Raw genomic sequence first — 23,261 nt, 5'->3', positions numbered from 1 at the left:
ACCTCATTAATTATTAATTGTCGCAACTACCTGTTTCATTACAAGTTTAGATTCTGGAATTTGATAAAGGGGATAGCTGTGGAATAGCCCGCGTCCAGCACAAAATTTAACCACAACTCCGGCTTCCCGTAACTTCTGAACAAATAACGCGGTGTCAGGATACAAAATTTCTTTTGTCCCAACAAATATCATCACATCGCGCAATTGCTCAAAGTTTCCATATAACGGACTTAACCGGTAATCACGATGGTCAGTGTTTCCAGCCCACATTGTGCCGATTTTTCGTAGACCGCTCACTGCTAGTGTAACATCATTTTCCTCATATTTACTAATAAGAGGGTTACCTAAATCAAGATCAAGCCACGGTGAAAATAAAATAAGATGTCCAGGTTGCGGTAACCCTTTTTTGCCAAGGTACTCACAGAAACCAGTCGCCAAACCACCACCAGCAGAATCACCCATAATTGTAATTTGACTAGCAGGAACCAAATTATAAATCTCATTATATAAAGCAGCAATTTCCTGGTAGGCTTGACGATATGTTGCTTGCGGTATTAGCGAATAAAGCGGAACATAGACCTTCGCTCCACTCTCTACCGCTAATCGATTTAAATATTGCCAGTGAGTTTTATCAGGCCGTTGAACATAAGCACCACCAGTAATATACATAATCACTGGCTGGTTCTCACCATGGTTATTTAAAATATAAGTGACCAATCCCTCTTTTTCCTGGCGTTTAATATTGACAGACAGTGAGACCGCGGGAAGCTGATAATCGGCATCATTATCAATCCATGCGTTGCTAATCATTGCATTAAACTTATTATTTTCAGCTAAATCATTTTTAAATCCACTTAACTGAATACCCATCTCGACAAGAGTCGCCTTATTCGACCGATGCGCACCGCACCGCCGTAACTCGCGTAAACTATTTTCAAGATTAGCAGCTAACCGGCTAGCAATTTGAGCATTAATCTTTTTCATCTTCTCCACGGAAATTGCCTCTCCTCATTTACAAAAATCTCACTACTATCCTATCATGATTTAAGACTTGGTTTCCTTAAAATTACTTAAAGGCGCTACCGTTTGTTGGCGACGATGATTTCGCCATGCTAAAGAAATGACTAGTACCAAGGCAATAACAATTAAAATAACGGCCGCAATAATGATATCTCGATAACCGGTATAGAGAATTTTCCTCATCATTGGTAATAATGATCCCGGTAAAGAATCAGCTGTTTTCGCATTGGACAATTTATTAAGCATCCTAAGCGTAATCCCATGATGTTCTTGAACTCCCCGAAATAATTCTTGATTAAGAATAACACCATAAACAGCAGACATAAGGGTTTGACTAAGGATCCGTAAAAGATAACCCAAAGACGTTGCAATCGGTACATCACGCAATTCCGCATCCGTTTGAACATTAATTTGCAGGATATTAAAAACAAGACCAACGCCAAATCCTTCAAACGCTCCCATCAGTAAGAGCAGCCAAAATGGTGATTCCTGTCCGCCAATCATAATTCCGACGTAAGCAATAAAAATTGACGCCGCCCCGCAAGTAACGATCCAGTATTTACCCCAGCGTTCTTGAAGGACAGGAACAAGTTCAGAACCAATAAAATTAGTCACAGCTCCAGGAATCTGAGTCATCCCCCCGAGTAATGCGCTCAATCCTAATATTCCCTGTGCCCACATTGGAATATAAGTAACAAAGGCAATAAATGATCCCCAGATAATTACGAATAATGTAAAATCAACTACTAATTCATGATTCTTAAAAAGACGACTGGGGACAATGGGGTCAACTGCCTTACTGTCGACTCTCGCCATCCAGAATAAGAGGAGCATTCCAATAACCAATAACGCTGCAACGATTAATCCAGATGCTGAACCAATCAGCTGAACAGCAACTAAGATCATTACCAAACTGATAACCAATAGGGTAGCTCCTAAGTAATCCACTGGTTTTCCCGCAGCTTGCTTTTTCACATTCTTGTAGAACAAACTGACGATGGTAATCGCAATTAACGCAATCGGAACATTAACGTAAAATACCCAGTGCCAGCTTAACGCATCAACAATCCAGCCACCTAGCAGCGGCCCGATAATCGATGCCGTTCCAAAACATGCACTAGCAATTCCTAATACTTGCGCACGTTTCTTCAAGTTATCATATAATTCGGCAAAAACAATAAACGGAATGGTGTTCATTCCACCGGCACCGATTCCCATAATCGTTCGGGCAATAATAAACCATAAAATATTAGGAGCAAGGCCCTGAAAAATAGCACCAAGTAGAAACATCGAAGTTGCAGTAATATAAGCTTGCTTATTTCCTTTATGCTCACCAAATTTACTCCACAATGGCGTAGCAACTGCCATCCCTAAAAGGAAAGTTGCAATAATCCATCCCATATATTGGAGGCCGTGTAAATCACTGGTAATAGCTGGCAGCGCCGTGTTAACAATAGTACCGTCCATCCCCGCCATAATATTTGATAGAAGTAACGCACCTGTAACAATCGTTCGCCGTTGTTGCAATTCCACTTTCTCATCTCCCCTAATTTTTACGTACTAAAGAGGATGGGACAAAGCCTTAATGTGCATTATCCCATCCTCTTCGATTACAAACTGTTTTCCATTATACGACCTTTATCGCTAAAAGTATACTGGTTATTTTTTTAATGTTTTAATTTCTCGACCTAACTTTTGCCAATCATCTTTAATCGTTGGTTCCAATCGTCGTGCATAAAGTACTGCGGCTGGATGATACATCGGCATGATCCAATACTTTGTCGATGACATTTGATATCCATCGTGGTTTGCATTAGCTTGTTGTATTTTCTGGTGAAGCAATTGACCATGAAGTTCACCAATATTAGCATTACGACCCAACAAACGTTGAAGTGCTGTATTACCGAGGGGCACAATCAGTCGCGGCTTGACGGTTGCCAGCTCCCAATCAAACAGTGGCGCAAATGCAAGTACTTCCTTTTTTGTGGGCGTTCTGTTAGGGTGTTTTTCAATTAATTCACCAGTCTTTTTGTCCTTAACTTTCTTAATGCTATAAGGGCGCTGGCGAACAACACTAGTAATATAAACTGTTGAGCGTGAGTATCCAATCGATTTAATGAAACCCATTAATTCTTGACCAGAAGCGCCCGAAAAGGGAATATTTACTTTTTCTTCATGACGTCCCGGTGCCTCTCCTACTAACATTAGGTCTGGGTTAATTGGCCCTTGACCAGGAGTAAAACCTGTTAGCTGACGATCTGCAGTTTTCGCTTTTACCTCTGCCAACAATTGTGGTGGATATTCAGCAATCATACCACTATCAATCTCCTATCCATTATGCCGCCATTTAGAATCGGTAAGAATACGTGCCGCAATTAATCCTAATGGCAAGAACACGACAATTAATAAGGCTTTTGTCATCCATAATGTTCCCACACTAATTGAAGTTAGTCCAATATTATACATTGCTCGATACATATATAGTCCCGGAACCATGATAACAATCGATGGGACGGTGATCGAAATTTGTGGGTATTGGATCTTCCGTTTAACAATTGATGCTAACAGACCAGCGACAAATGCGCCGATAAATGCTGCGGCTCCTGCCGGAATCCCTGTTAAGTCTGTTAGTTCCAGCCTTAATGTATTAGCAACCGCACCAATAAGTCCCGCAATTGCCGCCATTTTAGGCGTGCTATTAAACATAATTGAGAAGCCGAAGACACCACAAAAACTTGCCGGTAACCGCAACAAGAACATTGTTACTGCTGAGAGTGGAAGAACAGCAAAGTTTTCCGGCCGCAAATTAACCATCAATGCTACAATCCACCCGACTAATGTAGCAACGGTTATAATTGCTACGGCATACATCATTCGCTCAAGTCCAGACCGCATATCAAGTTTAGAAATATCTAGCCCGCTAGTAATGAACGGGAATCCAGGAATGATAAATAACATTGCACCAATATACCCTGCTTCGTGCCGCGAGCTAACGTTGAAGGCTAACTGCATTAAACTTAAGGCAAGCAAATATGAAAGACATGCAACTGCTACCGCAACGGCAACACAGGCAAATAGAGTAATATGCCGATCAATTAACTTCCGCCGAACATAATTACCTAATCCAGCCCCAATAAAACTACAAAACATTTCCACAGGACCGCCGCCGAGCAAAAAAACGAACGCACTACATGCAAGGGCTGCCGCTAATCCCACTTGATAAGGAGCATAGTTTCCCTTAGATTGAGCAATTTCTTCTAGCTGAGCATGAATTTCGCCAATTGTCATCTCGCTTCCATGCTTATCAAACTTTTTTATAAATCGTTCCATTCGCGCAAGTTTAGTAGTATTAACACTCGTACTTGGCAAAGAAATCGCATGAGTATAGCTATGATGCGCGTCCATACAGGTATATTCAAGGGAAACTAGCCCAATATCGACAGAGCAAGTCATCTTTAATGTCCGTGCGACTGTATTCATCGAGTCACGTACCCGCCATGCCCCGGTACCATACGAAAGCATCATTAACCCAATTCGCCCGACAATTGCTGCACGTTCTACTAAGTTTGCTTCATATGCGGGGGTAAAATTATCATTTGTGAAAAAATCGTGCCATGGAATCGCCATATGATGTTTTTCCGACAAATGTTCAGCCGGCTCGAATGTATCCGTTGCCGTCTCTTTATCCTTACTCAAAATCATCAAGCTCCTTCATCAATTCTCTTAACTATTTAATTATACGGCGTTTGTCAAGCAGTCGGTGTAATTTCTTCTAACTGTGAAATTAACTGTTGCTCATCCTTACTTAAAATATAGTCTTCGCGAGTGGCAATTGAAATATAAAATTTTTCTGGAATTGGATCTTCAATATCTAGGGCAACAATTCCCGGTTCGTCTTTCACTGCATCCTTCACCATTAAACTAATTCCCTTATTTTGGCGAACTAGTTCTTTAATCCAGGAAATATTAGGAACCTTATAAACAGCTGTTCGCGGATTGATTTGGGCATAAGTAGAATAGGCTTGAAAGGCGGCCTTATGTACATATTGCTGGTCATAGTTAATAAACAGCTCATCAGTTAAATCACGAAAACTAACTGACTTTTTCTTAGCAAGCGGGTGCTGTTCGCTCACAATTATACTAAATGGTCTGGTTGTTATTAGTTGGGCAAAAACTCCTGCTTGATTGATCGGCGCAATTGATCCTAGCATTGCGATATCAATTTTCCCTGCTTGTAATTCAGCCAACAAATCATGCGAACCAACAGAAACTATTTTGAACCGTTGCAAAAGCTGTTTTGAAAGATTCCCAATAATATGCGAAATATACATTTTACCGATTATTGGCGGCAGGCCGAATTTTATTTGTTGTTGATCCGCACGAGCAATTTCTTGATGAGCAATATCAATTTTCTTATTGATGGCAATTGCTTTTTTATATAGTAGCTGACCGCTTCGAGTAATCATTTCATCCCGATGAACCCGATCTTTGCGCACCAAATTCGTGTCAAATTCTTGTTCAAGCCGACGAATTGCTTGGGTAATGCTGGGTTGGGAAACATTAAAGTACTTTGCTACTTGAGTATAATTTTTTAATTTAACTAACATAACAAAGTATTGTAAATCTCGAGTGTTCATCGTCTTTACCCTTTCTGTATTTAAATAACATCTTTATATTACGTCAACTTATGAATGAACACAAAATAATGTTCGTGAAAATAGGCGGTAATATAAAACCTATTACCTAAATAAATTAATGTCCTTGTAAGTACTTATCCATTATTTCATTAAACTTTTTCGCCTGTTCAGCCATAACTACATGACCGCTTTGATCAACGGCTTGATGCGTTATAAATTCCGGATTAGCATCCCTCATTACATCGGCAAATGATCCATTAAAATACGGGCTTTGATTGGCAGTCACCAATAACGTCGCTACATGGGTATTTATTAATGTTGATCGCCAATCCCGCTTAGCATGGTCATAAAGCAACGGTAAATTTTCAGTACGAACAAATGGAAACATTTCTTTTTCCGGTGCGAGTTTTGACATTACTTGCGCTGGTACGCCATTTAATGTTTCACGAACATTGCCATGCTCCCTTAGCTTTAATTTATATGATGCCCTTGTAACATCCATATACCCATATTGCCATTGAGCCGTGTTGAGCATTTTAGGCGATTGATCAATTGAAATTACACCCCTTAAAGGAAAATCAGGATAAAAAGTTAAAAAGCCGTAGATTACTGCCGCGCCCATTGAATGACCAATCAAAAACGGATTTTCGATTTGTAAAAACATCATCAATTCATATAAGTCTTTGATCAGCGGCTTAATAGTTGTTAAGTTTTGATCTCTGCCTGATGCGCCATGGTTTCGCTGGTCATATGTAATTACTTGATAGCCTTGCCTGATTAAGTTTTCAATCTGCAAGCACCATATCTGTTGATAACCGCCAAAGCCATGAATTAACACTACCGGTTTTCCAGTACCATAAACATAATAGTTGATCCGCACTCCATCACTTGTCTTGAAATTCATTAGGCAGACCTTCCTTTACTAAACCTAAAAAGATAGTCACGATTAACAAATCAGCTGTTCCACCAAGGCTTAAATTGCGTTGACTAAATTCCTTTTCAATTTCAATTAACTTTTGGCGCCCCGCATTAGTCGAAATACCGCCCATTGCTAAACACTCGCTGATTTCTTGATTTTTCCACTCTTGAATTGATGGGGTCCCGGCACGCTTAATTAAAGTAGAATCTTCAATATGCATAGCTAATTCTAGAAAAGTTGTTAAAATACGGCTATTCCAACTACCCGTTGACGCTAATAAAGCTGGCAGCCCATTCATAAATACGGTCGGATAGCCTGCATGTGCCTCACCGCGGATCCCAGATAGTCCATATTCTAAATATTGTTTTTCGCCGGCCGTCAAATGTTTTTTTGCTTGAAGATGCTTTAAATCATCATCAATTAAGTTTACCATCATTTGCTTAATTACCGCCTGGATATCCTCTGCATCAAATCTTTTAACGCGTTGTAAACTATACCCCGTTGCTGCAACAAATACTCCTAAAGAAAAGACTGCTCCCTTATGGGTATTAATATTATTTGTAGCAGTAAACATTGCTTTTTCAGCTTTTTTACCGTATTCTCGTAATTCTTCGAATATCAAGGATAAGTTAGTCGAACAACTCATTGTCCCCAACAATGCTGCTTGATGGAGATATTTCTGCAAACTAGCCGAACTATTAATGAAGGTAAAGATGTCCATGTCTAAATGGGCTCCATGTTCAACCGGATCAACTAATCCCGGTTTAGGCCAAGCAGAGGCTTCGTATAAAAGAGCTTGTTGAGCAAGTCGTGTTAGCCAATTAGCCATTCTTTCTTTTTGGTTATACGATAATTCCGCACAAACTAACAGACTGACCTTTTTCTGCAATTCTTCAACCGTGTGACGCCGAGAACGCCCGCACTCCTTAGCAGGACGCCCGCATATCAGACATTTTCGTGGTGGCTGGCTGGCATCTGCCCTCGAAAGTGTTTGAATTTTACCATTACTATTAGTCAGTACATCTAAATCAAATAGACGAAAGCTTGGTTTCATTTCTTCAAATTGGCTAGTAGTACTTTTAACCTTAGCGGCATCTTCTTCAATAAGATAAAACCGTTCAGGCCCTGTCATTTTTTCTAACCACTCATCCTTAACAACAAAATTAAAACCAGTAGTTAATAGTATGCTTTCAAAGGTATCCAGTCCCGTTACAAAAAATTCTTGTATTTTTTTATTGTTTTTTATCGGACCTGGAATATTTAACTTAGCTGCTACAACAGTCATTGATGGATTCTCTTTCAATAATTTATTTTGGGTCTCCACACGTTCATCTTTATTTTTTAAAACAGCAAGAATATCTTGATATTTACCATGATCAAAAATAGTTTGCATACTAACTCCTCAAATTAAAAATTCATCATTAATTATAGCAATAATAAGTATAAAAAACGGTACTAGAAAACTCCAGCACCGCAATTTTTATTCATAATTAGTCCTTGATTTGCTTGATTTCATCAATTAAAGTACCATCACGGTATTCAACAAGGGCAACTGTTCGATCGGTATATTCGATCTTTTCCGGCTTACCAACAATCTTTTCTGCACGTTGTTGTAATTCTTCAATTGGAACAACAGGAATACTTGGAACTTTCTTAAATGCCTCAATTAAGTCTTTACGAGCAGGGTTTACTGCAACCCCCACTTCAGTAACGACAACATCAATTGATGAACCAGGTGTTGTTACTGAATTAACAGCAGGAACAATCGTTGCAATTCGGCCACGAGTTAATGGGGCTGAAATAATGGTCATCTTGGCAGTACCAGCATCCTGGTGGCCACCAACAGCACCACGAATTTCGCCATTAGATCCCGTCAACACATTAACATTAAAGTCAGTGTCAATTTCCAAGGCGGAAAGAATTGCAACATCTAATTGATCAACCATTGCACCCTTGTTGTCTGGATCAGCATACCAAGAACCATCAATTTCAATTTGACCCGGATTGCTCTTCATGCTTGAAGCGGCACCTTTGTCAAAATCTTGAACATCCATTACTTTCTTAACTAATCCTTCTTCTAGGAGTTTAACAATTGGTGAAGTAGTTCCTCCACATGTAAAGGAAGCCGTGATATGGTTATCAATCATTGCTTGACGAAGGAACCGGGTAACAGCCAAAGCAGCTCCACCAGTACCAGTTTGGAAAGAGAATCCTTCTTTAAAGTAAGGAGAGTTAACAATTACATCATTAACCATCTTAGCAATCTTTAATTCTTTAGGATCCTTAGTAAAACGGGTAGCGCCACTACCAATTCGGTCTGGGTCACCAACTTTGTCAACTTTTACAACATAATCAACTTGTGTTTGTTGAATTGAGGCAGGAGTGTTAGGGTAATCAGCAATTGTATCCGTAATCAAAACTACTTTATCAGCATACTTAGCATCAACAAGTGCATATCCTAAGGAACCTAAAGCGGATTCACCGTTCATCCCGTTTGCGTTCCCCATTCGGTCAGCGTTAGGAACACCAATAAATGCAACATCAATCTTAATATTGCCATTTTCAATTGACCGCGCACGGTTACCATGAGAACGGAAGATAACAGGGTTCTTTAATAGTCCATGAGAAACTGCTTCCCCAAGGCTTCCCCGCATACCAGAACTAGTGATATTAGTAATCGTACCAGCTTTAATTGCTTCAATTACCTTATCGTTCATTACGCCAGTTAAAGATGATGGGGCTAAAGTTAAATCTTTATAACCCATTTTAATGATCTTATCCATTACCATATTGAAAACAAAGTCACCATTTCGGAAGTGGTGGTGGAATGAAATTGTCATTCCATCTTTCAAGTTGTTTTTAATTACATCATCTAATGAAGCAACTAACTTATCATCACCCTTAGTTACACGAACATCATGACCGGTATAGTGGACAACCGGGTGACCAATTTCGGTGGTTTCAAATGGCTTGTAGTTTGTTGCGTTTAAGATTTCGTCTGAAATTTCACGACCTACTTTATTTTTCAATGTATTCGCCCTCCTCATTGATTAAGTTAGAAGCTTTAGCTAAACGAATGACTCTTTGTGCCCGCAATACGACTGGACGATCAACCATTTGTCCATTCATTGAGATAACACCTGAACCCTTTTGATGGGCTTCTTCAATTGCCGCTTCAACGTCCAACGCATTTTCAATTTCTTTCTTTGTTGGCTCATAGATTTTGTTTACCCAATCAATTTGACGAGGGTTAACTAAGGACTTGCCATCAAATCCTAATTCATGAATATGCTCAGTTTCTCGTTTGAATCCTTCAACATCATTCATATTCGTGAAGACCGTATCAAAGGCGGCGATTCCAGCAGCACGAGCAGCATGAAGAATCATGTTTCGTGCAAATTCAAGCTCCGCACCATCTGGGTAACGGTGTGTCTTCATATCAGTAGTGTAATCTTCAGCAGAAAGAGCTAACCCAATCATCCGGTCTGTACTTGCAGCAATTTCTGGAGCATTTAGCACCCCTTTAGCACTTTCAATAGCTGCCATTACGTGAGTAGTTCCTGGCTTAATCCCAAATTTATTCTCAGCTTCTTCAACTACCTTTACAAGATCTAGCATCATTTGTGCAGATTCAACTTTTGGCAACCGCACAACTTGGATTCCAGCTTTCACCATTGCAAAAACATCATTCTTAAAAAACGGTGTATCAATTCCATTAACCCGCACAACTAATTCTGAGTCGCCATAATCCTGTGTTTGAAGAGCTTGGTAGACTAACATCCGAGCAGCGTCTTTTTCTGCCATTGAAACCGAGTCTTCCAAGTCAAACATAATGGAATCAGCACCATAGATACCAGCATCCTTTACCATTCCGGCATTGTTACCTGGAACAAACATCATTGTTCGACGTAAACGTTCTTCCATTATTAAAATACCTCCCAGTCTGGTTGATCAACTGTATCAAGCGCACGTTGGGCAGCAGCCATCGTCCGTGCTTTTATTACGCAATCTAAAGCGCCCTTATCTACAGCTTTCACATTAGCATTATCAATTCCATAAGCAGACAAAGTATCAGTGATTACCTTACGAATTTGATCACCGTAAAGTTTTTCTACTGAGGAATCTAAGTCAATGTTGATACCGTTACTACCTTGGCTCAAGGTAATTTGAATATCGGAAGATTCCAAAGTTCCTGCTAGTGCAGTCTTCTTAATATCCATTATTTAATACTTCCTTCCTTTATCCGAGTTTGAAGCTCAGACCAGTTGTTTTTAATAAATTCGAGCGTTGTATCTGGAACATACTTCTTAACTAACGCAATATTATCATTAGCAATCGCTGCTCGTACCTTCGTTGCTGAAATAATATCTTGATCTTCGGCTTGTTTTCGATCAATAATTTTCACTTCAACATCAGGTGGTAGAACCCGGCTCAATTCTTCATTATATACATCTGTCGTCTTAGAATACGGCTCTTTCCCAAGATAACGTCTTGTTATATTAAGCGGCTTCGCAATCTGTTCTTTAAAAAGAGTTCCATCAAGGGAAGCCTGAAATCTTCCAACATTTTGGTCATCTTTTAAGAAATACGCTGGAAATGTAGCATAACTTACCATATATTCTTTTCCAGGTACAATTGTCACATTCGGTAAGTCTCTTGTTCCAGCCTTTACTAATTCATAGCGCTCAGCAAATGAAAAGATTGATACATCCTCACTGACTACAAAAACATATACATGATCATTTTCTTTACTGGCTTTTTCAATTAAATACCGATGACCCTTTGTGAACGGATTAGCATTCATCACAATTCCCGCTATTCTACTATTACTTTGATCATCAAAATGCGGTAAAGAAGAAATATAATCGTGCACATCAGGTGTGCCGCTTTCTAAAATAACTCCCTGATCTACTTTTGCCAGTTCATGAAATCCAACATACTGAAAGCTTTGACTATATTGCGGTTTTGTAAATACAAACAAATGAAAACGTCCCATCATTGCCGCTTCATTTTCTAATTTACTAACCAAACTATTAAAAGTTTCGCCATGCCCCTGTACTTTTGAGCAGATTGCAATATATTTCAACACATTATCAGCAATTGACCCCGTTGCCAAGATTTCGCCATTGTCTTCCCATACAAAAGTTTTATCAATAGAAGCGGTTTCCTTTTCTGAAAAAACCTGAATTTCATTAAACTGTAAAAATTTTTTCCACTTCGTAAAGTTACGTTTCAAATGAATGTTGATTTCACGAACCTGCATTGAAAATTCTCCTAGTTGTTATTTTCCTTGCTTGCATAGTGACGAACTGCCTGAGCTACTGTATTAACAACACCATCGTCAAATACCCCGGGAACAATCTTTTTAGCTGTAGGGTTAGAAATCATACTTGCTAAACCAGACGCAATCGCCATTTCAAGACCAAAATCAACTTTATTTAAGCTGGTAGTTAATAATCCCTTGTATAACCCGGGAAATACCAGAATATTATTTACCTGATTTGGATACTGGCTTGAGCCGGTTGCCATCACCGCTACCTCAGCTCTTTCAGCCGCTTGCGGGTCAATTTCTGGACGCGGATTTGCCAGGGCAAAAATAATCGGATCGTTTGCCATTGTCTTAACCTGATCTTCGCTTAATACATCAGCATCAGAAAGACCGATAAATACATCTCTGCCTTTTACGGCTTCGTCTAGGCTGTTATATGGTGTTTGATCGCTGCTTTGCTTTACTAAATCAGTTTGATAATGATTATAATTCTGGCTGTCAGCATGAATAGGCCCATTTATATCAACAAAAGCAATATTTTTAATACCTGCTGCAAAAAGCAAGCGAGCAGTTGCAACCCCTGAAGCGCCAACCCCGTTAATCACTACTTTTAATTCTTTTAAATCCTTATTTACCACTTTAGCAGCATTGATCAGTGCCGCTAAAACAACAATTGCTGTTCCTTCTTGATCATCATGGTAAACCGGAATATTAACAGCTTTAGATAATTTCTCTTCAATTTCAAAACATCGAGGTGCCTTAATATCTTCTAAATGGAAGCCAGCAAATGACTCTTGCATGTTTTTTAATGTAGTAACAAACTCATCAACAGGAACTTGCTCAACAGTCAAAGGCAACGCATTAACGTTAGCTAAATCTTTGTATAACAAAGCCTTACCTTCAACAACAGGAAGCCCACCTGCCGGACCAATATTCCCTAGGCCTAAAACAGCGGATCCATCGGTTACTAAAGCGATAAGTTTGCCGCTAAGCGTATACTTATCTTTAAGTTCAGGATAGCGCTCAATAAGCTTAGAAATAATTGCAACACCAGGCGTATATGCTTCACCCAATTCTTTACGGTTTTTCACTTTAAATTGAGGTGCAATATTAAGTACTCCTTGGTTTTTAGCATGCATTGAGAGTATTTCTTCATCTTCCATCTACTAAATGCCTCCTCATCTCGTTACTAACATTCTACCATCTTTTTTAAAAAATTAAAATATTTGCTGTATTTTTAAAAATTTTAAAAAATAATGCTATACTTAGAACAGCATTGAACATGAAAGGCATGAAATACAATGGATTCACAACATCAACAATTGCTGGGAAATCTCGCGCAGGATTACTATCTAAGTAAAATGGCAATCAGCGATATCTCAAAAAAATATAACCTTAGCCGCTACCTCATTATGAAATACCTCGATGAAGCATTTTCTAGTGGAATTGTTGACATTAATATTCATACTGAATATGATCGAAACGCTCATCTTGAGCATCAATTATCAAATAGCTTTAATATAAAAAATATATATGTTATTAAGGATCCCGATAACCCGCTCGACCGTGATAAGATTATTGCCAATTTTGCAGCAACACAAATCCAATCATTAATAAATGAACACATGGTGATCGGATTATCATGGGGAGAAACAATTTTTACCGTTCTTGATCACTTTAGCAGACAGCCAACCCAAGATTTGGTATTTACTCAATTTATGGGCGAAAACATGAAATATAAATCTTCCGCTGCTTCAATGAGGATGGTGCAAAAAGCGGCCGCTAAATACGATTCACCTTACTATACAATTCCTGGACCGTTATATATTCTTAATGATAATGCCCGAAATGCGCTCTACCAGGAGCCAGCTTTTACTGAGGCATTTAAGACCGCAAATAATATGGATATGATTGTCTGTGGTTTAGGAACCCTCCAGTCAATTGATAGTATCCCTGCTTGGCATGATAATAAAGCTAAACTATTTGCTAATGTTAATTTAAACCAAGTCGCTGGAATGGCATTTGGTCGTCCATATGACATTAACGGAAATTTTTTAATCCACCCGACCTACGATAAGACATTATCTATTTCCTTAAATAAAATCCTCAATGTTCCAAAGAGAATTGCGATTGTCCAACGTAAATCAAAATATCAAGCAGCTCTTGGCGCTCTCCGTGGTAACCTTTTTACAGACATGATCCTGACAGAATCAATTGCTCTTCGGATTGCTAAAGAGTTGTAATAAAAAAGATCTGGTATCATACCAGATCTTTTTTATTACCATAAACCGATAACTTTCATCCAAACAGTTCCTACACCAACAAATACTACTAAGTATAGAAGCCCAAGGATAAAGTTCATCCGCCACCAATCAGCTTGTTTTACATAGCCAGTACTAAACAATGCTGAGGCAGGACCATTTGCATAGTGCGTAGTTGAACTATATGCAGCAGCTGTTAATGAAAGAAGCATTGCAGCTAAGAATGGTGGTACTCCTGCTGAGATTGCAACACCAAGGAATCCGCTAAACATTGCAGTAACTTGGGCTGTACCAGAAGCAAAGAGGTAGTGGCTGTAGAAGTAAATTAATACAAGAGCAAGTAAAATTACAAACCAGCTCATTCCACTGAGTGAGTGACTAACTGTCTTTGAGAACCATGGAATAATTCCTAACTTATTTAACTCCCCAGCAAGGAAGATTAAAATTGAGAACCAAATAACAACATTCCATGCACCGGTTTCATTCAATACATCTTTTGTAGTAAGAACACCTGTTAAAAGCATTAATACAACAGCGATAAATGCAACAGTCATCGCATCCATGCCAACAAAACTTGAAATCATCCAAAGAACAATCGCAATCACAAAGATAGCTAACATGATTTTTTCAGAAAGTTTCATTGGTCCCATTTCAGCTAATTGGGTATCAGCTAATTCACGAGCATCAGGAGTTTCCTTGATTTCCGGTGGATACATCTTGTAGATAATCCATGGAACGATTGCTAAAAGAATAACACCTGGAAGTAATGCAGCTAAGAACCATGAAATCCAAGTAATATTAACACCAAGTTCCTTTGCCAAACCAACAGCAACAATATTTGGTGCCATCGCGGTCATGAACATCGCACTTGTAATAATGTTTACGTGGAATTCAGTGAATAATAGGTATGAACCCATCTTTCGTTCTGTACCATCTTTTGGTGAAGAATGGAATGTGCTTGATAAGGAATCAATAATTGGTAACACGATACCACTAGCACGGGCTGTGTTAGATGGAGTTGCTGGAGCAGTAACCAGGTCAATTCCCATCAATGCATATCCAAGTCCTAGTGATTTCTTACCAAAGTAGCGAACGAAAAGTAATGCAACACGGTGTCCTAATCCGGTTTTAATAAAACCACGGGCAATTAAGTAAGCCATTGCAATTGTCCATGGGGTACTGTTACCAAAAGCTACAACTGCTTCTTTCATCGGTGCAATTCCTAGTAAAACAGTCAATGTAAAACCAATTAATGCTACACCAGCAATTGGAAGTGGTTGTGTAATACATCCCACAATTGTTGCAATAAATAGTGCTAATAAGTGCCAAGCAACGACACTAATCCCTTCTGGCCGCATTGGAGTACATAGCCAAATAAGGATTCCCACAATTAGCGGCCATATAAAGCCCTTATAATTTACCTTTGATAATCCCATTAGTTTCTTTTCTCCCTTAAATAATTAAAGTTCTACGTTATCCAAGACTTCCTTCATCTTAGTAGCAGATAAAGTAAGCTTTTTTAACTCAGCTTCAGAAAAATCGTAGTCAACTACGCGTTCAATACCAGTTCGGTTAATAATTGCCGGCAACCCGAGATAAAGATCCTTTATCCCATATTGCCCCGTTAAAGGTGCAGATACCGGTAGCATAACATTCCGGTTTTCAATGATTGCTCTTACAATATATGCTAGATATTTTGCAACACCGTAGAAAGTAGCGCCTTTACCATTAATAATTTCACTGCCTCGAGCCTTTACAGCCTTTTCTAATGCAGCGTAATCTTGATCAGTCAGGTTGGCGACCTCTTTTAACGGCTTACCATTAACCGTTGCTTCATCAAAGGCGCCAAATGACGTATCACCATGTTCGCCCAAGATAAAAGCGTCAATTTCATTAACAGGTAAGTCTAGCTTTTCAGATAGCAAAACATCCAAGCGAGCTGTATCTAAGGATGTCCCGGTACCGATAACACGATGTTTAGGAAAGCCAGATAGTTTTTGCGTTAAAGTAGTTAAAATATCTACTGGATTACTCGAAACAACAAAGATTCCGCTAAAGCCGCTTTCAACAATAGGAGTTACAATCGTTGAAAGGATCTTTGCATTTTTATTAACAAGATCTAACCTTGTTTCACCCGGCTTACGAGGAACTCCTGCAGTAATCACTACTACATCAGCATCTGTCGCATCAGAATAGTCCCCTGCATGGATATTTACCGGACTGGTAAGCGGTGTAATATCCTGTAAATCTAGTGATTCACCAGTCGCCTTATCTTTTTTTAAATCAACAATGACTAGTTCATCGACTTCTTGTGTTGTTTGAAGCAATGAAAAGGCAAAGGATGATCCTACTGCCCCATCACCAACAAGCAAAACTTTATGATGATGTCTTAACATAAGTGTTTCCTCCAATAATAATTAAATAATTGCTCTAGGCGGAAAATTCCACCTAATTTTATTTTTACTTCAAACTACGTGCGTATACAGTCACCTGTTGTCCGGCTTGGCGTCCAAAGACAATTGTTTCCGCAATAGAGTTACCACCAACACGGTTATTACCATGTAATCCACCAGCAACTTCACCTGCAGCATATAATCCCTTGATTACATCCCCATTACCATCTAGTACTTGGGTCTTAGTATTAATATGAATACCACCCATTGTGTAGTGGATAGCGGGTGCAATATGAATTGCGAAGAATCCTGGTTTAGTAATTCCGCGATCCATTCCGGTTGTCCGGTGGAATTCTTTATCGTCATGATTTTCAACGGCTTCATTCCACGTTGCAACAGTCTTCTTTAAGTTTTCTGGGTCCATGTTAAGGTTCTTAGCAAGATCCTCAATTGTGTCGCCATGCACTACAAGACCAACCTTGTCATAGAATTCAATTGCCTTAACATGATCACGAATACCCTGGTCAAAAACCAAGTAAGCACTGTGTTCGGGAAGTGCGGTAATTGCGTTAGCACAAATCTTACGAGTATTTAATTCATTAATGAATCGCTTACCCTGAGCATTTACCAAAATTGCACCTTCGCCACGAACCGCTTCTCCAATCAGGTAAACATGCGGATTATCTTGTTGAACCGTTGGGTGAACTTGTACAAGGTCCATTTGCATTAATTCCCCGCCGACACCTTCAGCAAGTTTCAAACCATCACCCGTAGCTCCTGGCTGATTTGTTGTCTTATACTCAGCGAGGTCTGGACGGAATCGTTTCATGTATTCCTTAGATGCCCCAAATCCACCAGTAGCTAGGATAACCGCTTTGGCATGAATGGTCTTGATAAGTCCATCAGCATTGGCTTCAACACCGATTACCGTACCTTCATCATCTTGCAATAGCTTATTAACTTTAACCTTGTTGAAGACTGGAATATTTTCCTTTTGGACAACTTCTAATAAGCTCTTTACCAAGAAACCACCAATTGGCGCCATACTTGCTGGACGGTGAGTACGCTTCCGTAACATTCCACCAGTAATGGTAATATCATCAAGCTTAATACCATGGTCAGCTAACCAGTCGATTGCAGGCGCAGTGTGATATACAAAGTAACCAAGCATATCCTTATCGTTTAAGCGTCCACCATCTTTGTAGGTTTCATGGTAGAAATCAGCCACATTATCAATAACACCGTGTTGCAACTGAACATTGGTTTCAGCAGCGTTCATCCCAGAAGATGCCCGGTTAGTGTTACCGCCTAGTTCTTCTTCCTTTTCTAGGACAACTGTCTTCATTCCTAATTCATTTGCTTGAATTGCTGCTGAAAGGCCCGTACCACCAGACCCAATTACAATAACATCGTAATCATTATCTAATTTACTTACAGATAATGGTTGAAATTTTTCAGCCATGATATTGTTCTCCTTTATTTATCTTATACTTATTAACAGTCAAAAAGAGTGGGATAGCGAGCTGCTTTTTGAACTGCTCATTTCCACTCTCGCCAGAAACTGGCATTACTTTTAACTTAATTGTTACTTATCACGATCAACGTTGGTCATCTTAAGCATGTCCATCCATTCATCATATTGTTCTTCAGTAAGCTTACCAGACTTTAATGCAGCTTCTTTCAATGTGCTTCCTGCTTTATCTGCAGCTTGTGCAATTTTAGCACTGTCATGGTAACCGATGTGTGGTGATAATGCAGTAACGGTCATCAAGGAATTATCAACTAATTCTTCCATCCGTTCTTCATTAACGGTCATACCGTGGATCATCTTGTCGGCAAAGCCCATGATAGTACCAGTCATCAAGTCAGCTGATTCAAGGAAGGCATCAATCAATACCGGCTTGTAAACATTCATTTCAAAGTTACCTTGTGATGAAGCCATTGTTACAACAGTATCATTACCAAACACCCGCAAAGCAGCCATTGTTACAGCTTCTGCTTGAGTTGGGTTAACTTTACCCGGCATAATTGATGAACCTGGTTCGTTAGCTGGAATATTTAATTCACCATAACCAGCACGAGGACCAGATGCTAAGAAACGAATGTCTTGGGCAAGTTTGAACATGTCAGCTGCCAAAGTCTTTAGAGCACCGTGAACAACATCTAGGCCAGAGTGGTTAGCTAAGCCATAGAATTTATTTGAATCAGCAGTCAAGCTTAATCCATAAACTTCACTAAGCTTTTCAGCAATCTTTTCAGGCATTCCTTCAGCGGCATTCAAACCTGTACCAACAGCAGTACCACCAATTGCAAGTTCGTTAAGCGTTGGTTCTAAAGTCTTAATGTAGTCAAGATCATGTTCTAGAGAAGCAACGTAACCAGAAAGTTCTTGACCAAATGTCAATGGAACGGCATCTTGCAAGTGAGTACGTCCAACCTTAACAGTCTTCATGTACTTCTCTTCCTTAGCCTTTAATTCATCAATCAAGTGTTGAACAGCAGGCTTTAACTTATCAAGAGCTTCTAAGGCAACCACGTTCATTGCGGTTGGGAAAGTATCATTTGAACTTTGACCCTTGTTAACATCATCATTTGGTAAAATTTCAATGTCGGGGTTAATTTCATGAGCCTTGTGCGCAACAACTTCATTAGTGTTCATGTTGGTTTGTGTACCAGAACCAGTTTGGTAAACCTTTAATGGGAAGTCTTTCCGCAATTCTTCATCATTTAATGCGAGTAATTCATCAATTGCCTTTACGATTAAATTACCCTTTTCTTCAGAAATCGCCTTGGTTTCCATGTTAGCTTGAGCCGCAGCTTTTTTAATGTTCAATAAAGCACGGATGATTGCTAATGGCATGTATTGACCAGTCGGGAAATTATTCCGGCTCCGTTCGGTTTGTGGTCCCCATAATGCGTCAGCAGGGATTTTAACAGGACCTAACGTATCTTCTTCAGTACGGTATTCTGACATCTCAAAAACCTCCAATGTATTAATTGAGCAATTATAACTTGTGAAATGTTACACATCGTTTACACGTATATCCTACCGTGTAAATATAGCTATAGTCAAATCTTTAACATTCAATAAATTTCACTTATAGCTATAGCTTTATCTATTGTTATAATAGCGTTTTCAGATTGTGCTTGCAAAAATTTCACAATATTTTTGATCAAAAAACACCTAAGATTTTTTTGATTTCTTAGGCGCTTTTTATTAGATGACCAATATATAGGTTTTATTATTCACAAACAGTTCATCTGCCCAATTATAAAGCAAAAGCAAGAAACTGAGAAAATTAAAATCTCCTCGGTCTCTTGCTCTATTTTTCAATCGTAATGCTTTTAATGATAACGTCTTTTTTAGGCTTATCCATTGTGTTACGTTTAACTTTACTAATCTTTTCAACAACCATCATACCAGATAGGACTTGACCAAATACTGTATGGTGGAAATCCAGCCACGGGGTCCCGCCATGCTTTTCGTAATAATCAATAATTTTTGGTGGATAACCAATAGCTTTCATTTGATCAATCAAATCTTCTGGAACATGCTTGTTCGTAACGATAAAGAACTGACTTCCATTAGTGTTCGGACCAGCATTAGCCATTGAGAGCGCACCAGTAAAATTAAATAATTCTTCTGAAAATTCATCTTCAAATGGATGACCGTAAATACTTTCGCCACCACGACCGGTTCCCGTGGGATCGCCGCCTTGAATCATAAAGTCGGGAATAACCCGATGGAAAATCACATCATCATAATAGTGTTTTTCTGCTAATTTAACAAAGTTTTCCACTGCTTTGGGAGCGTATTTTGGGAAAAGCTGAATCTTTATGTCACCCATTGTTGTTTCAATTGTTGCTTTAGGCCCCTTAACTTCATCTAATGCTAATTGGGGATATTTCATTGAAAAAACCTCCTCTTTCTCTCAAACCTCTTGCACTATCTTAGCAAGAAGCGGAAAGAAAAAGCAATTGTTTAATCTTCGCTAACCCGCAAAACACAAGCACCTTTAATATCACCATTTTTAACATAGCGAAGAGCTTCATCTGCTTTTGCTAACGGATATTCATGCACTTCTGGATGAATGTTGAGACGATCAGCTAAGGTTAAAAATTCTTCCCCATCACGCCGGGTATTACTCTCCACACTCGTTAACGTTTTCTCATGAAAAATCTCTTTTTGATAATTCATCGTTGGAATATCTGTCATATGAATTCCTGCTAAAGCTAAGGTCCCGCCTGGAACAAGACTTGCTAGTGCCGGCAACACCATATCGCCCACCGGTGCAAAAATAATTGACGAATCTAATGGCACAGGTGATGGATCATATGAGCCTTGGACTGAAGAACACCCTAACTCAAGGGCAAACTTTTTGGCATCTTCACCACGAGTAAAGACATGAACCTCAATCCCCTGTGCAAGAGCAATCTGAGCAGTGATATGTGCTGACCCGCCAAAACCATACAAACCTAATCGGCCCCCGGCAGGGATATTAGCGCGTTCAAATGCCCGATAACCAATAATACCTGCACATAGTAATGGGGCCGCCTCTAGTGAGTCAAACTTTTCAGGCAGACGATAGGCAAAACCTTCTGGAACCGTTACGTATTCCGCATAACCGCCATCGTGATCCCATCCTGTATAAACCGAGTGGGGACAAAGGTTTTCGTGACCCGAACGACAGAATTTACAAACTCCGCAAGCGTGACGAAACCACGGAATACCAATCCGTTCCCCTAGCTTAAATCGTTGTGTTTCTGGACCAAAGCCTACCACTTTTCCGACGATTTCATGCCCAGGGGTAACATTTTGATGATGGACAGGTAAATCTCCTTCAGTAACATGCAGGTCCGTATGACAGACACCGCAAGTCAGTACTTTTACAAGGACTTCACCACGGTTAGGAGTAGGAACTGGTTTTTCAACGAATTTAATTGGCGACTCTTTTCCATCAATCGGTCCTGGTTTAGTAACCGCCCATGCTTTCATCGTTTTTGGAATAGCATCTTCTCGTTTCATCATTATTTAAAGACCTCGATTAAAATAAAGTTTTCACTATTTATTGTAATGCTTTTTATTATTCATAACAGTTATGAATTTTCTCAATTTGTCGTGGCCATTTTTTCTTGAATTCAGTTATGTTTAATTGGCTATTAATTGATCCATCATCTTTAGCCACTTGTGCAAGTCCGGTTACTCCGCCAATATCTTCCAAAATCCCATAACCAAAGCCGTCAATAATCTCTGGGCTAGTATGGGCAGGAATCCGTTTGGGTGTAATTTCCTCAAATTTTATTTTAAAATCCCACATATCGCCAAAATCATATATTAGGTGGAAGTCATGCGATATATCACAATCGCCAACCCAACTTTGCGTAATATCCTTCGTCTGACCGAAACCGCTATCAAAAATAGGCAGCTGGTAACGTACCGACCCTTGTTGAAGCTCAAATAAGTGATTACCATCGGCATTAAAAGCGGCTAAGACTGTAAAACATAGCGTATCTAACCGAGTATCACCGCTAACAGTAAACCGCCGCCACATTTTTGGAGTATAGTTGCTTAACTCAACATAAATAGTATATTGTTTATTAACATACTGAATTGCATGTTCTCGTTGGTTCCGTACTTGTCGCTGCATATCACGAATAATTCGTTGGAGATGATACATTCGTTGTTTGGAATTCAGGTCTTTGATTCCTTGATTAACCGCTTGAACAAATTTGTCATAGTCTTCACTTGAAAAAAGATCCTCGGCTCGTAAAAACTTACCAAATTCACGAAAGGCATCGCTCTTTGAACGAAAACTAGTATCAGTTGGTCGCTCATTATGCAATTTTTCATAATTAATAAAATAGTGATAGATTAATGTCAAATCATCAAGAACAGATTCACCTAGTGCTTCACAATAGCCAATATAATCAGCTGCACAATCAAGGTCACGGTCAATAATACTTTCACTCTTATTTCGTTCTTCAAGATACTCTTCATAATCATCAAGAATCTTTTCACCGACTGCTGTTGCATTCATAATATCGTTAATTGAAAGTGAACGATAAAGGTAACGACGATTATGCTCATTAAGTTCGGGATGGGACGGAACTTTAAAATCAGTGATGGAATAATCCTCAAAGATATCCATTACTACATATTCTTCATCAGTTGCCTGGTTAATAATTTGTGTTTGTTCAGCTAATTGAAGGGCGATTTCGGCATTACTAGGATTCTTCTCCCAGTCAATGATCGAATTAGGTCCTATCATTAAGTTCTGGTATTTTTGTAGCTGCTGTTGTGTTTCTGGCTGAATCTGCCGTGTGAATGCCACCTTACCGAATTGAGCATCACGGATCATTCTAATTTTTGCATGCGGAATTGGCGATATTTCTAATAATTGTAAAAATTCACGTTTAAATGCTGTCATGAACGATCGCGAATCATTAAAACGTTGGGGATGACGAACAATAACAGGAAACGACATCAAATTATTCATTATAATCATGAATTCACCAGCAACCCGAATTGTCCAAGCATTGGTATCTAATAACTCAGAGGGTGACATTATTTGTGAGTTAATGTGCAAATGTTGGGCAAGTGAATTTTCCACTGCAATAATCACCATATCAACTCCTTTTTATTACTTAACTTATATTAATTTTATTTTAAAAAACATTATTTATCAACTCAATCAAACCATATTTACAAACAAAATAAAAGATTTAAAATAGGGTATAATGTACTGTCTTTGAAAGGATGCG

General features: G+C 39.1%; 20 protein-coding genes. 1 reads left to right on the top strand and 19 read right to left on the bottom strand.

What is annotated here, in order from left to right:
- Nucleotides 1-6: 6 nt before the first annotated feature.
- The 12 genes from IEU90_RS06450 to IEU90_RS06395 all read right to left on the bottom strand — a co-directional run bounded on the left by IEU90_RS06450 (nucleotide 7) and on the right by IEU90_RS06395 (nucleotide 13,008).
- Complete coding sequence (locus tag IEU90_RS06450) at nucleotides 7-993, bottom strand: alpha/beta hydrolase fold domain-containing protein (protein WP_188357897.1); 987 nt, start codon at nucleotides 991-993, stop codon at nucleotides 7-9.
- Between the two features lie 51 nt (nucleotides 994-1,044).
- Nucleotides 1,045-2,553, bottom strand: a complete 1,509-nt coding sequence (locus IEU90_RS06445; protein WP_188357896.1) for an MFS transporter — start codon at nucleotides 2,551-2,553, stop codon at nucleotides 1,045-1,047.
- 126 nt (nucleotides 2,554-2,679) lie between these two features.
- Nucleotides 2,680-3,333 (bottom strand): uracil-DNA glycosylase, encoded by a 654-nt coding sequence (locus IEU90_RS06440; protein WP_153709888.1) that lies wholly within the window; start codon nucleotides 3,331-3,333, stop codon nucleotides 2,680-2,682.
- A 15-nt stretch (nucleotides 3,334-3,348) separates the two neighbouring features.
- The gene (locus IEU90_RS06435) at nucleotides 3,349-4,716 is read right to left on the bottom strand and encodes a threonine/serine exporter family protein (protein ID WP_153709887.1); all 1,368 of its coding nucleotides are present in this window, start codon (nucleotides 4,714-4,716) and stop codon (nucleotides 3,349-3,351) included.
- 53 nt (nucleotides 4,717-4,769) lie between these two features.
- Nucleotides 4,770-5,657 carry a LysR family transcriptional regulator gene (locus tag IEU90_RS06430; RefSeq protein ID WP_188357895.1) on the bottom strand — a complete coding sequence of 296 codons (888 nt, stop codon included), beginning with the start codon at nucleotides 5,655-5,657 and terminating at the stop codon, nucleotides 4,770-4,772.
- Nucleotides 5,658-5,772: 115 nt separating this feature from the next.
- Entirely contained in the window at nucleotides 5,773-6,561 is a 789-nt protein-coding gene (locus tag IEU90_RS06425; RefSeq protein WP_188357894.1) for an alpha/beta fold hydrolase, read from the bottom strand.
- Nucleotides 6,542-7,969 (bottom strand): triphosphoribosyl-dephospho-CoA synthase CitG, encoded by a 1,428-nt coding sequence (gene citG / locus IEU90_RS06420; protein WP_153709884.1) that lies wholly within the window; start codon nucleotides 7,967-7,969, stop codon nucleotides 6,542-6,544. The genes IEU90_RS06425 and citG overlap by 20 nt, the downstream gene beginning before the upstream one ends.
- 97 nt (nucleotides 7,970-8,066) lie before the next feature.
- A complete protein-coding gene (gene citF / locus IEU90_RS06415) occupies nucleotides 8,067-9,605 on the bottom strand; it encodes a citrate lyase subunit alpha (protein WP_188357893.1) in 1,539 nt (512 codons plus the stop codon).
- Complete coding sequence (gene citE / locus IEU90_RS06410; protein WP_003670699.1) at nucleotides 9,595-10,500, bottom strand: citrate (pro-3S)-lyase subunit beta; 906 nt, start codon at nucleotides 10,498-10,500, stop codon at nucleotides 9,595-9,597. Before citE ends, citF begins: the two co-directional genes overlap by 11 nt.
- Before the next feature lie 2 nt (nucleotides 10,501-10,502).
- On the bottom strand, nucleotides 10,503-10,796 hold the full coding sequence (citD, locus tag IEU90_RS06405) for a citrate lyase acyl carrier protein (protein ID WP_153709882.1): 294 nt from the start codon (nucleotides 10,794-10,796) through the stop codon (nucleotides 10,503-10,505).
- Nucleotides 10,796-11,839 carry a [citrate (pro-3S)-lyase] ligase gene (citC, locus tag IEU90_RS06400; protein WP_153709881.1) on the bottom strand — a complete coding sequence of 348 codons (1,044 nt, stop codon included), beginning with the start codon at nucleotides 11,837-11,839 and terminating at the stop codon, nucleotides 10,796-10,798. The genes citD and citC overlap by 1 nt, the downstream gene beginning before the upstream one ends.
- A gap of 11 nt (nucleotides 11,840-11,850) precedes the next feature.
- Nucleotides 11,851-13,008, bottom strand: coding sequence for an NAD(P)-dependent malic enzyme (locus IEU90_RS06395; RefSeq protein ID WP_188357892.1), 1,158 nt, complete (start codon nucleotides 13,006-13,008; stop codon nucleotides 11,851-11,853).
- A 138-nt stretch (nucleotides 13,009-13,146) separates the two neighbouring features.
- Here IEU90_RS06395 and IEU90_RS06390 point away from each other — a divergent pair, with 138 nt between their 5' ends.
- Nucleotides 13,147-14,088 carry a sugar-binding transcriptional regulator gene (locus IEU90_RS06390; protein ID WP_188357891.1) on the top strand — a complete coding sequence of 314 codons (942 nt, stop codon included), beginning with the start codon at nucleotides 13,147-13,149 and terminating at the stop codon, nucleotides 14,086-14,088.
- 35 nt (nucleotides 14,089-14,123) lie between these two features.
- On the opposite strand, the gene IEU90_RS06385 is transcribed toward IEU90_RS06390, so the two are convergent.
- The 7 genes from IEU90_RS06385 to IEU90_RS06355 form a co-directional block, all read right to left on the bottom strand.
- Nucleotides 14,124-15,542, bottom strand: coding sequence for an anion permease (locus tag IEU90_RS06385; RefSeq protein WP_153709878.1), 1,419 nt, complete (start codon nucleotides 15,540-15,542; stop codon nucleotides 14,124-14,126).
- 24 nt (nucleotides 15,543-15,566) lie between these two features.
- On the bottom strand, nucleotides 15,567-16,502 hold the full coding sequence (locus tag IEU90_RS06380) for an L-lactate dehydrogenase (RefSeq protein ID WP_153709877.1): 936 nt from the start codon (nucleotides 16,500-16,502) through the stop codon (nucleotides 15,567-15,569).
- Between the two features lie 64 nt (nucleotides 16,503-16,566).
- A complete protein-coding gene (locus IEU90_RS06375; protein WP_153709876.1) occupies nucleotides 16,567-17,961 on the bottom strand; it encodes a flavocytochrome c in 1,395 nt (464 codons plus the stop codon).
- 123 nt (nucleotides 17,962-18,084) lie between these two features.
- A complete protein-coding gene (locus IEU90_RS06370; RefSeq protein ID WP_153709875.1) occupies nucleotides 18,085-19,473 on the bottom strand; it encodes a class II fumarate hydratase in 1,389 nt (462 codons plus the stop codon).
- Between the two features lie 349 nt (nucleotides 19,474-19,822).
- Nucleotides 19,823-20,410, bottom strand: coding sequence for a peptidylprolyl isomerase (locus tag IEU90_RS06365; RefSeq protein ID WP_153709874.1), 588 nt, complete (start codon nucleotides 20,408-20,410; stop codon nucleotides 19,823-19,825).
- A gap of 71 nt (nucleotides 20,411-20,481) precedes the next feature.
- Complete coding sequence (locus IEU90_RS06360; RefSeq protein WP_153709873.1) at nucleotides 20,482-21,528, bottom strand: zinc-dependent alcohol dehydrogenase family protein; 1,047 nt, start codon at nucleotides 21,526-21,528, stop codon at nucleotides 20,482-20,484.
- Between the two features lie 55 nt (nucleotides 21,529-21,583).
- The gene (locus IEU90_RS06355) at nucleotides 21,584-23,125 is read right to left on the bottom strand and encodes a plasmid pRiA4b ORF-3 family protein (RefSeq protein WP_153709872.1); all 1,542 of its coding nucleotides are present in this window, start codon (nucleotides 23,123-23,125) and stop codon (nucleotides 21,584-21,586) included.
- Nucleotides 23,126-23,261 lie beyond the last annotated feature (136 nt).

Source organism: Limosilactobacillus caviae, from assembly GCF_014635905.1.
In the GTDB taxonomy this organism is placed as follows: domain Bacteria; phylum Bacillota; class Bacilli; order Lactobacillales; family Lactobacillaceae; genus Limosilactobacillus; species Limosilactobacillus caviae.
The sequence above is the reverse complement of the archived record's forward strand: the minus strand, read 5'-3'. Positions and strand labels throughout refer to the sequence as shown.

Bases quoted from the DNA above. Each gene is read 5' to 3' on its own strand.
- IEU90_RS06440 (WP_153709888.1), bottom strand. From the start codon at position 3,333: ATGATTGCTGAATATCCACCACAATTGTTGGCAGAGGTAAAAGCGAAA.
- IEU90_RS06430 (WP_188357895.1), bottom strand. From the start codon at position 5,657: ATGAACACTCGAGATTTACAATACTTTGTTATGTTAGTTAAATTAAAA.
- IEU90_RS06425 (WP_188357894.1), bottom strand. From the start codon at position 6,561: ATGAATTTCAAGACAAGTGATGGAGTGCGGATCAACTATTATGTTTAT.
- citG (WP_153709884.1), bottom strand. From the start codon at position 7,969: ATGCAAACTATTTTTGATCATGGTAAATATCAAGATATTCTTGCTGTT.
- citE (WP_003670699.1), bottom strand. From the start codon at position 10,500: ATGGAAGAACGTTTACGTCGAACAATGATGTTTGTTCCAGGTAACAAT.
- citD (WP_153709882.1), bottom strand. From the start codon at position 10,796: ATGGATATTAAGAAGACTGCACTAGCAGGAACTTTGGAATCTTCCGAT.
- citC (WP_153709881.1), bottom strand. From the start codon at position 11,839: ATGCAGGTTCGTGAAATCAACATTCATTTGAAACGTAACTTTACGAAG.
- IEU90_RS06395 (WP_188357892.1), bottom strand. From the start codon at position 13,008: ATGGAAGATGAAGAAATACTCTCAATGCATGCTAAAAACCAAGGAGTA.
- IEU90_RS06390 (WP_188357891.1), top strand. From the start codon at position 13,147: ATGGATTCACAACATCAACAATTGCTGGGAAATCTCGCGCAGGATTAC.
- IEU90_RS06385 (WP_153709878.1), bottom strand. From the start codon at position 15,542: ATGGGATTATCAAAGGTAAATTATAAGGGCTTTATATGGCCGCTAATT.
- IEU90_RS06380 (WP_153709877.1), bottom strand. From the start codon at position 16,502: ATGTTAAGACATCATCATAAAGTTTTGCTTGTTGGTGATGGGGCAGTA.
- IEU90_RS06375 (WP_153709876.1), bottom strand. From the start codon at position 17,961: ATGGCTGAAAAATTTCAACCATTATCTGTAAGTAAATTAGATAATGAT.
- IEU90_RS06370 (WP_153709875.1), bottom strand. From the start codon at position 19,473: ATGTCAGAATACCGTACTGAAGAAGATACGTTAGGTCCTGTTAAAATC.
- IEU90_RS06365 (WP_153709874.1), bottom strand. From the start codon at position 20,410: ATGAAATATCCCCAATTAGCATTAGATGAAGTTAAGGGGCCTAAAGCA.
- IEU90_RS06360 (WP_153709873.1), bottom strand. From the start codon at position 21,528: ATGATGAAACGAGAAGATGCTATTCCAAAAACGATGAAAGCATGGGCG.
- IEU90_RS06355 (WP_153709872.1), bottom strand. From the start codon at position 23,125: ATGGTGATTATTGCAGTGGAAAATTCACTTGCCCAACATTTGCACATT.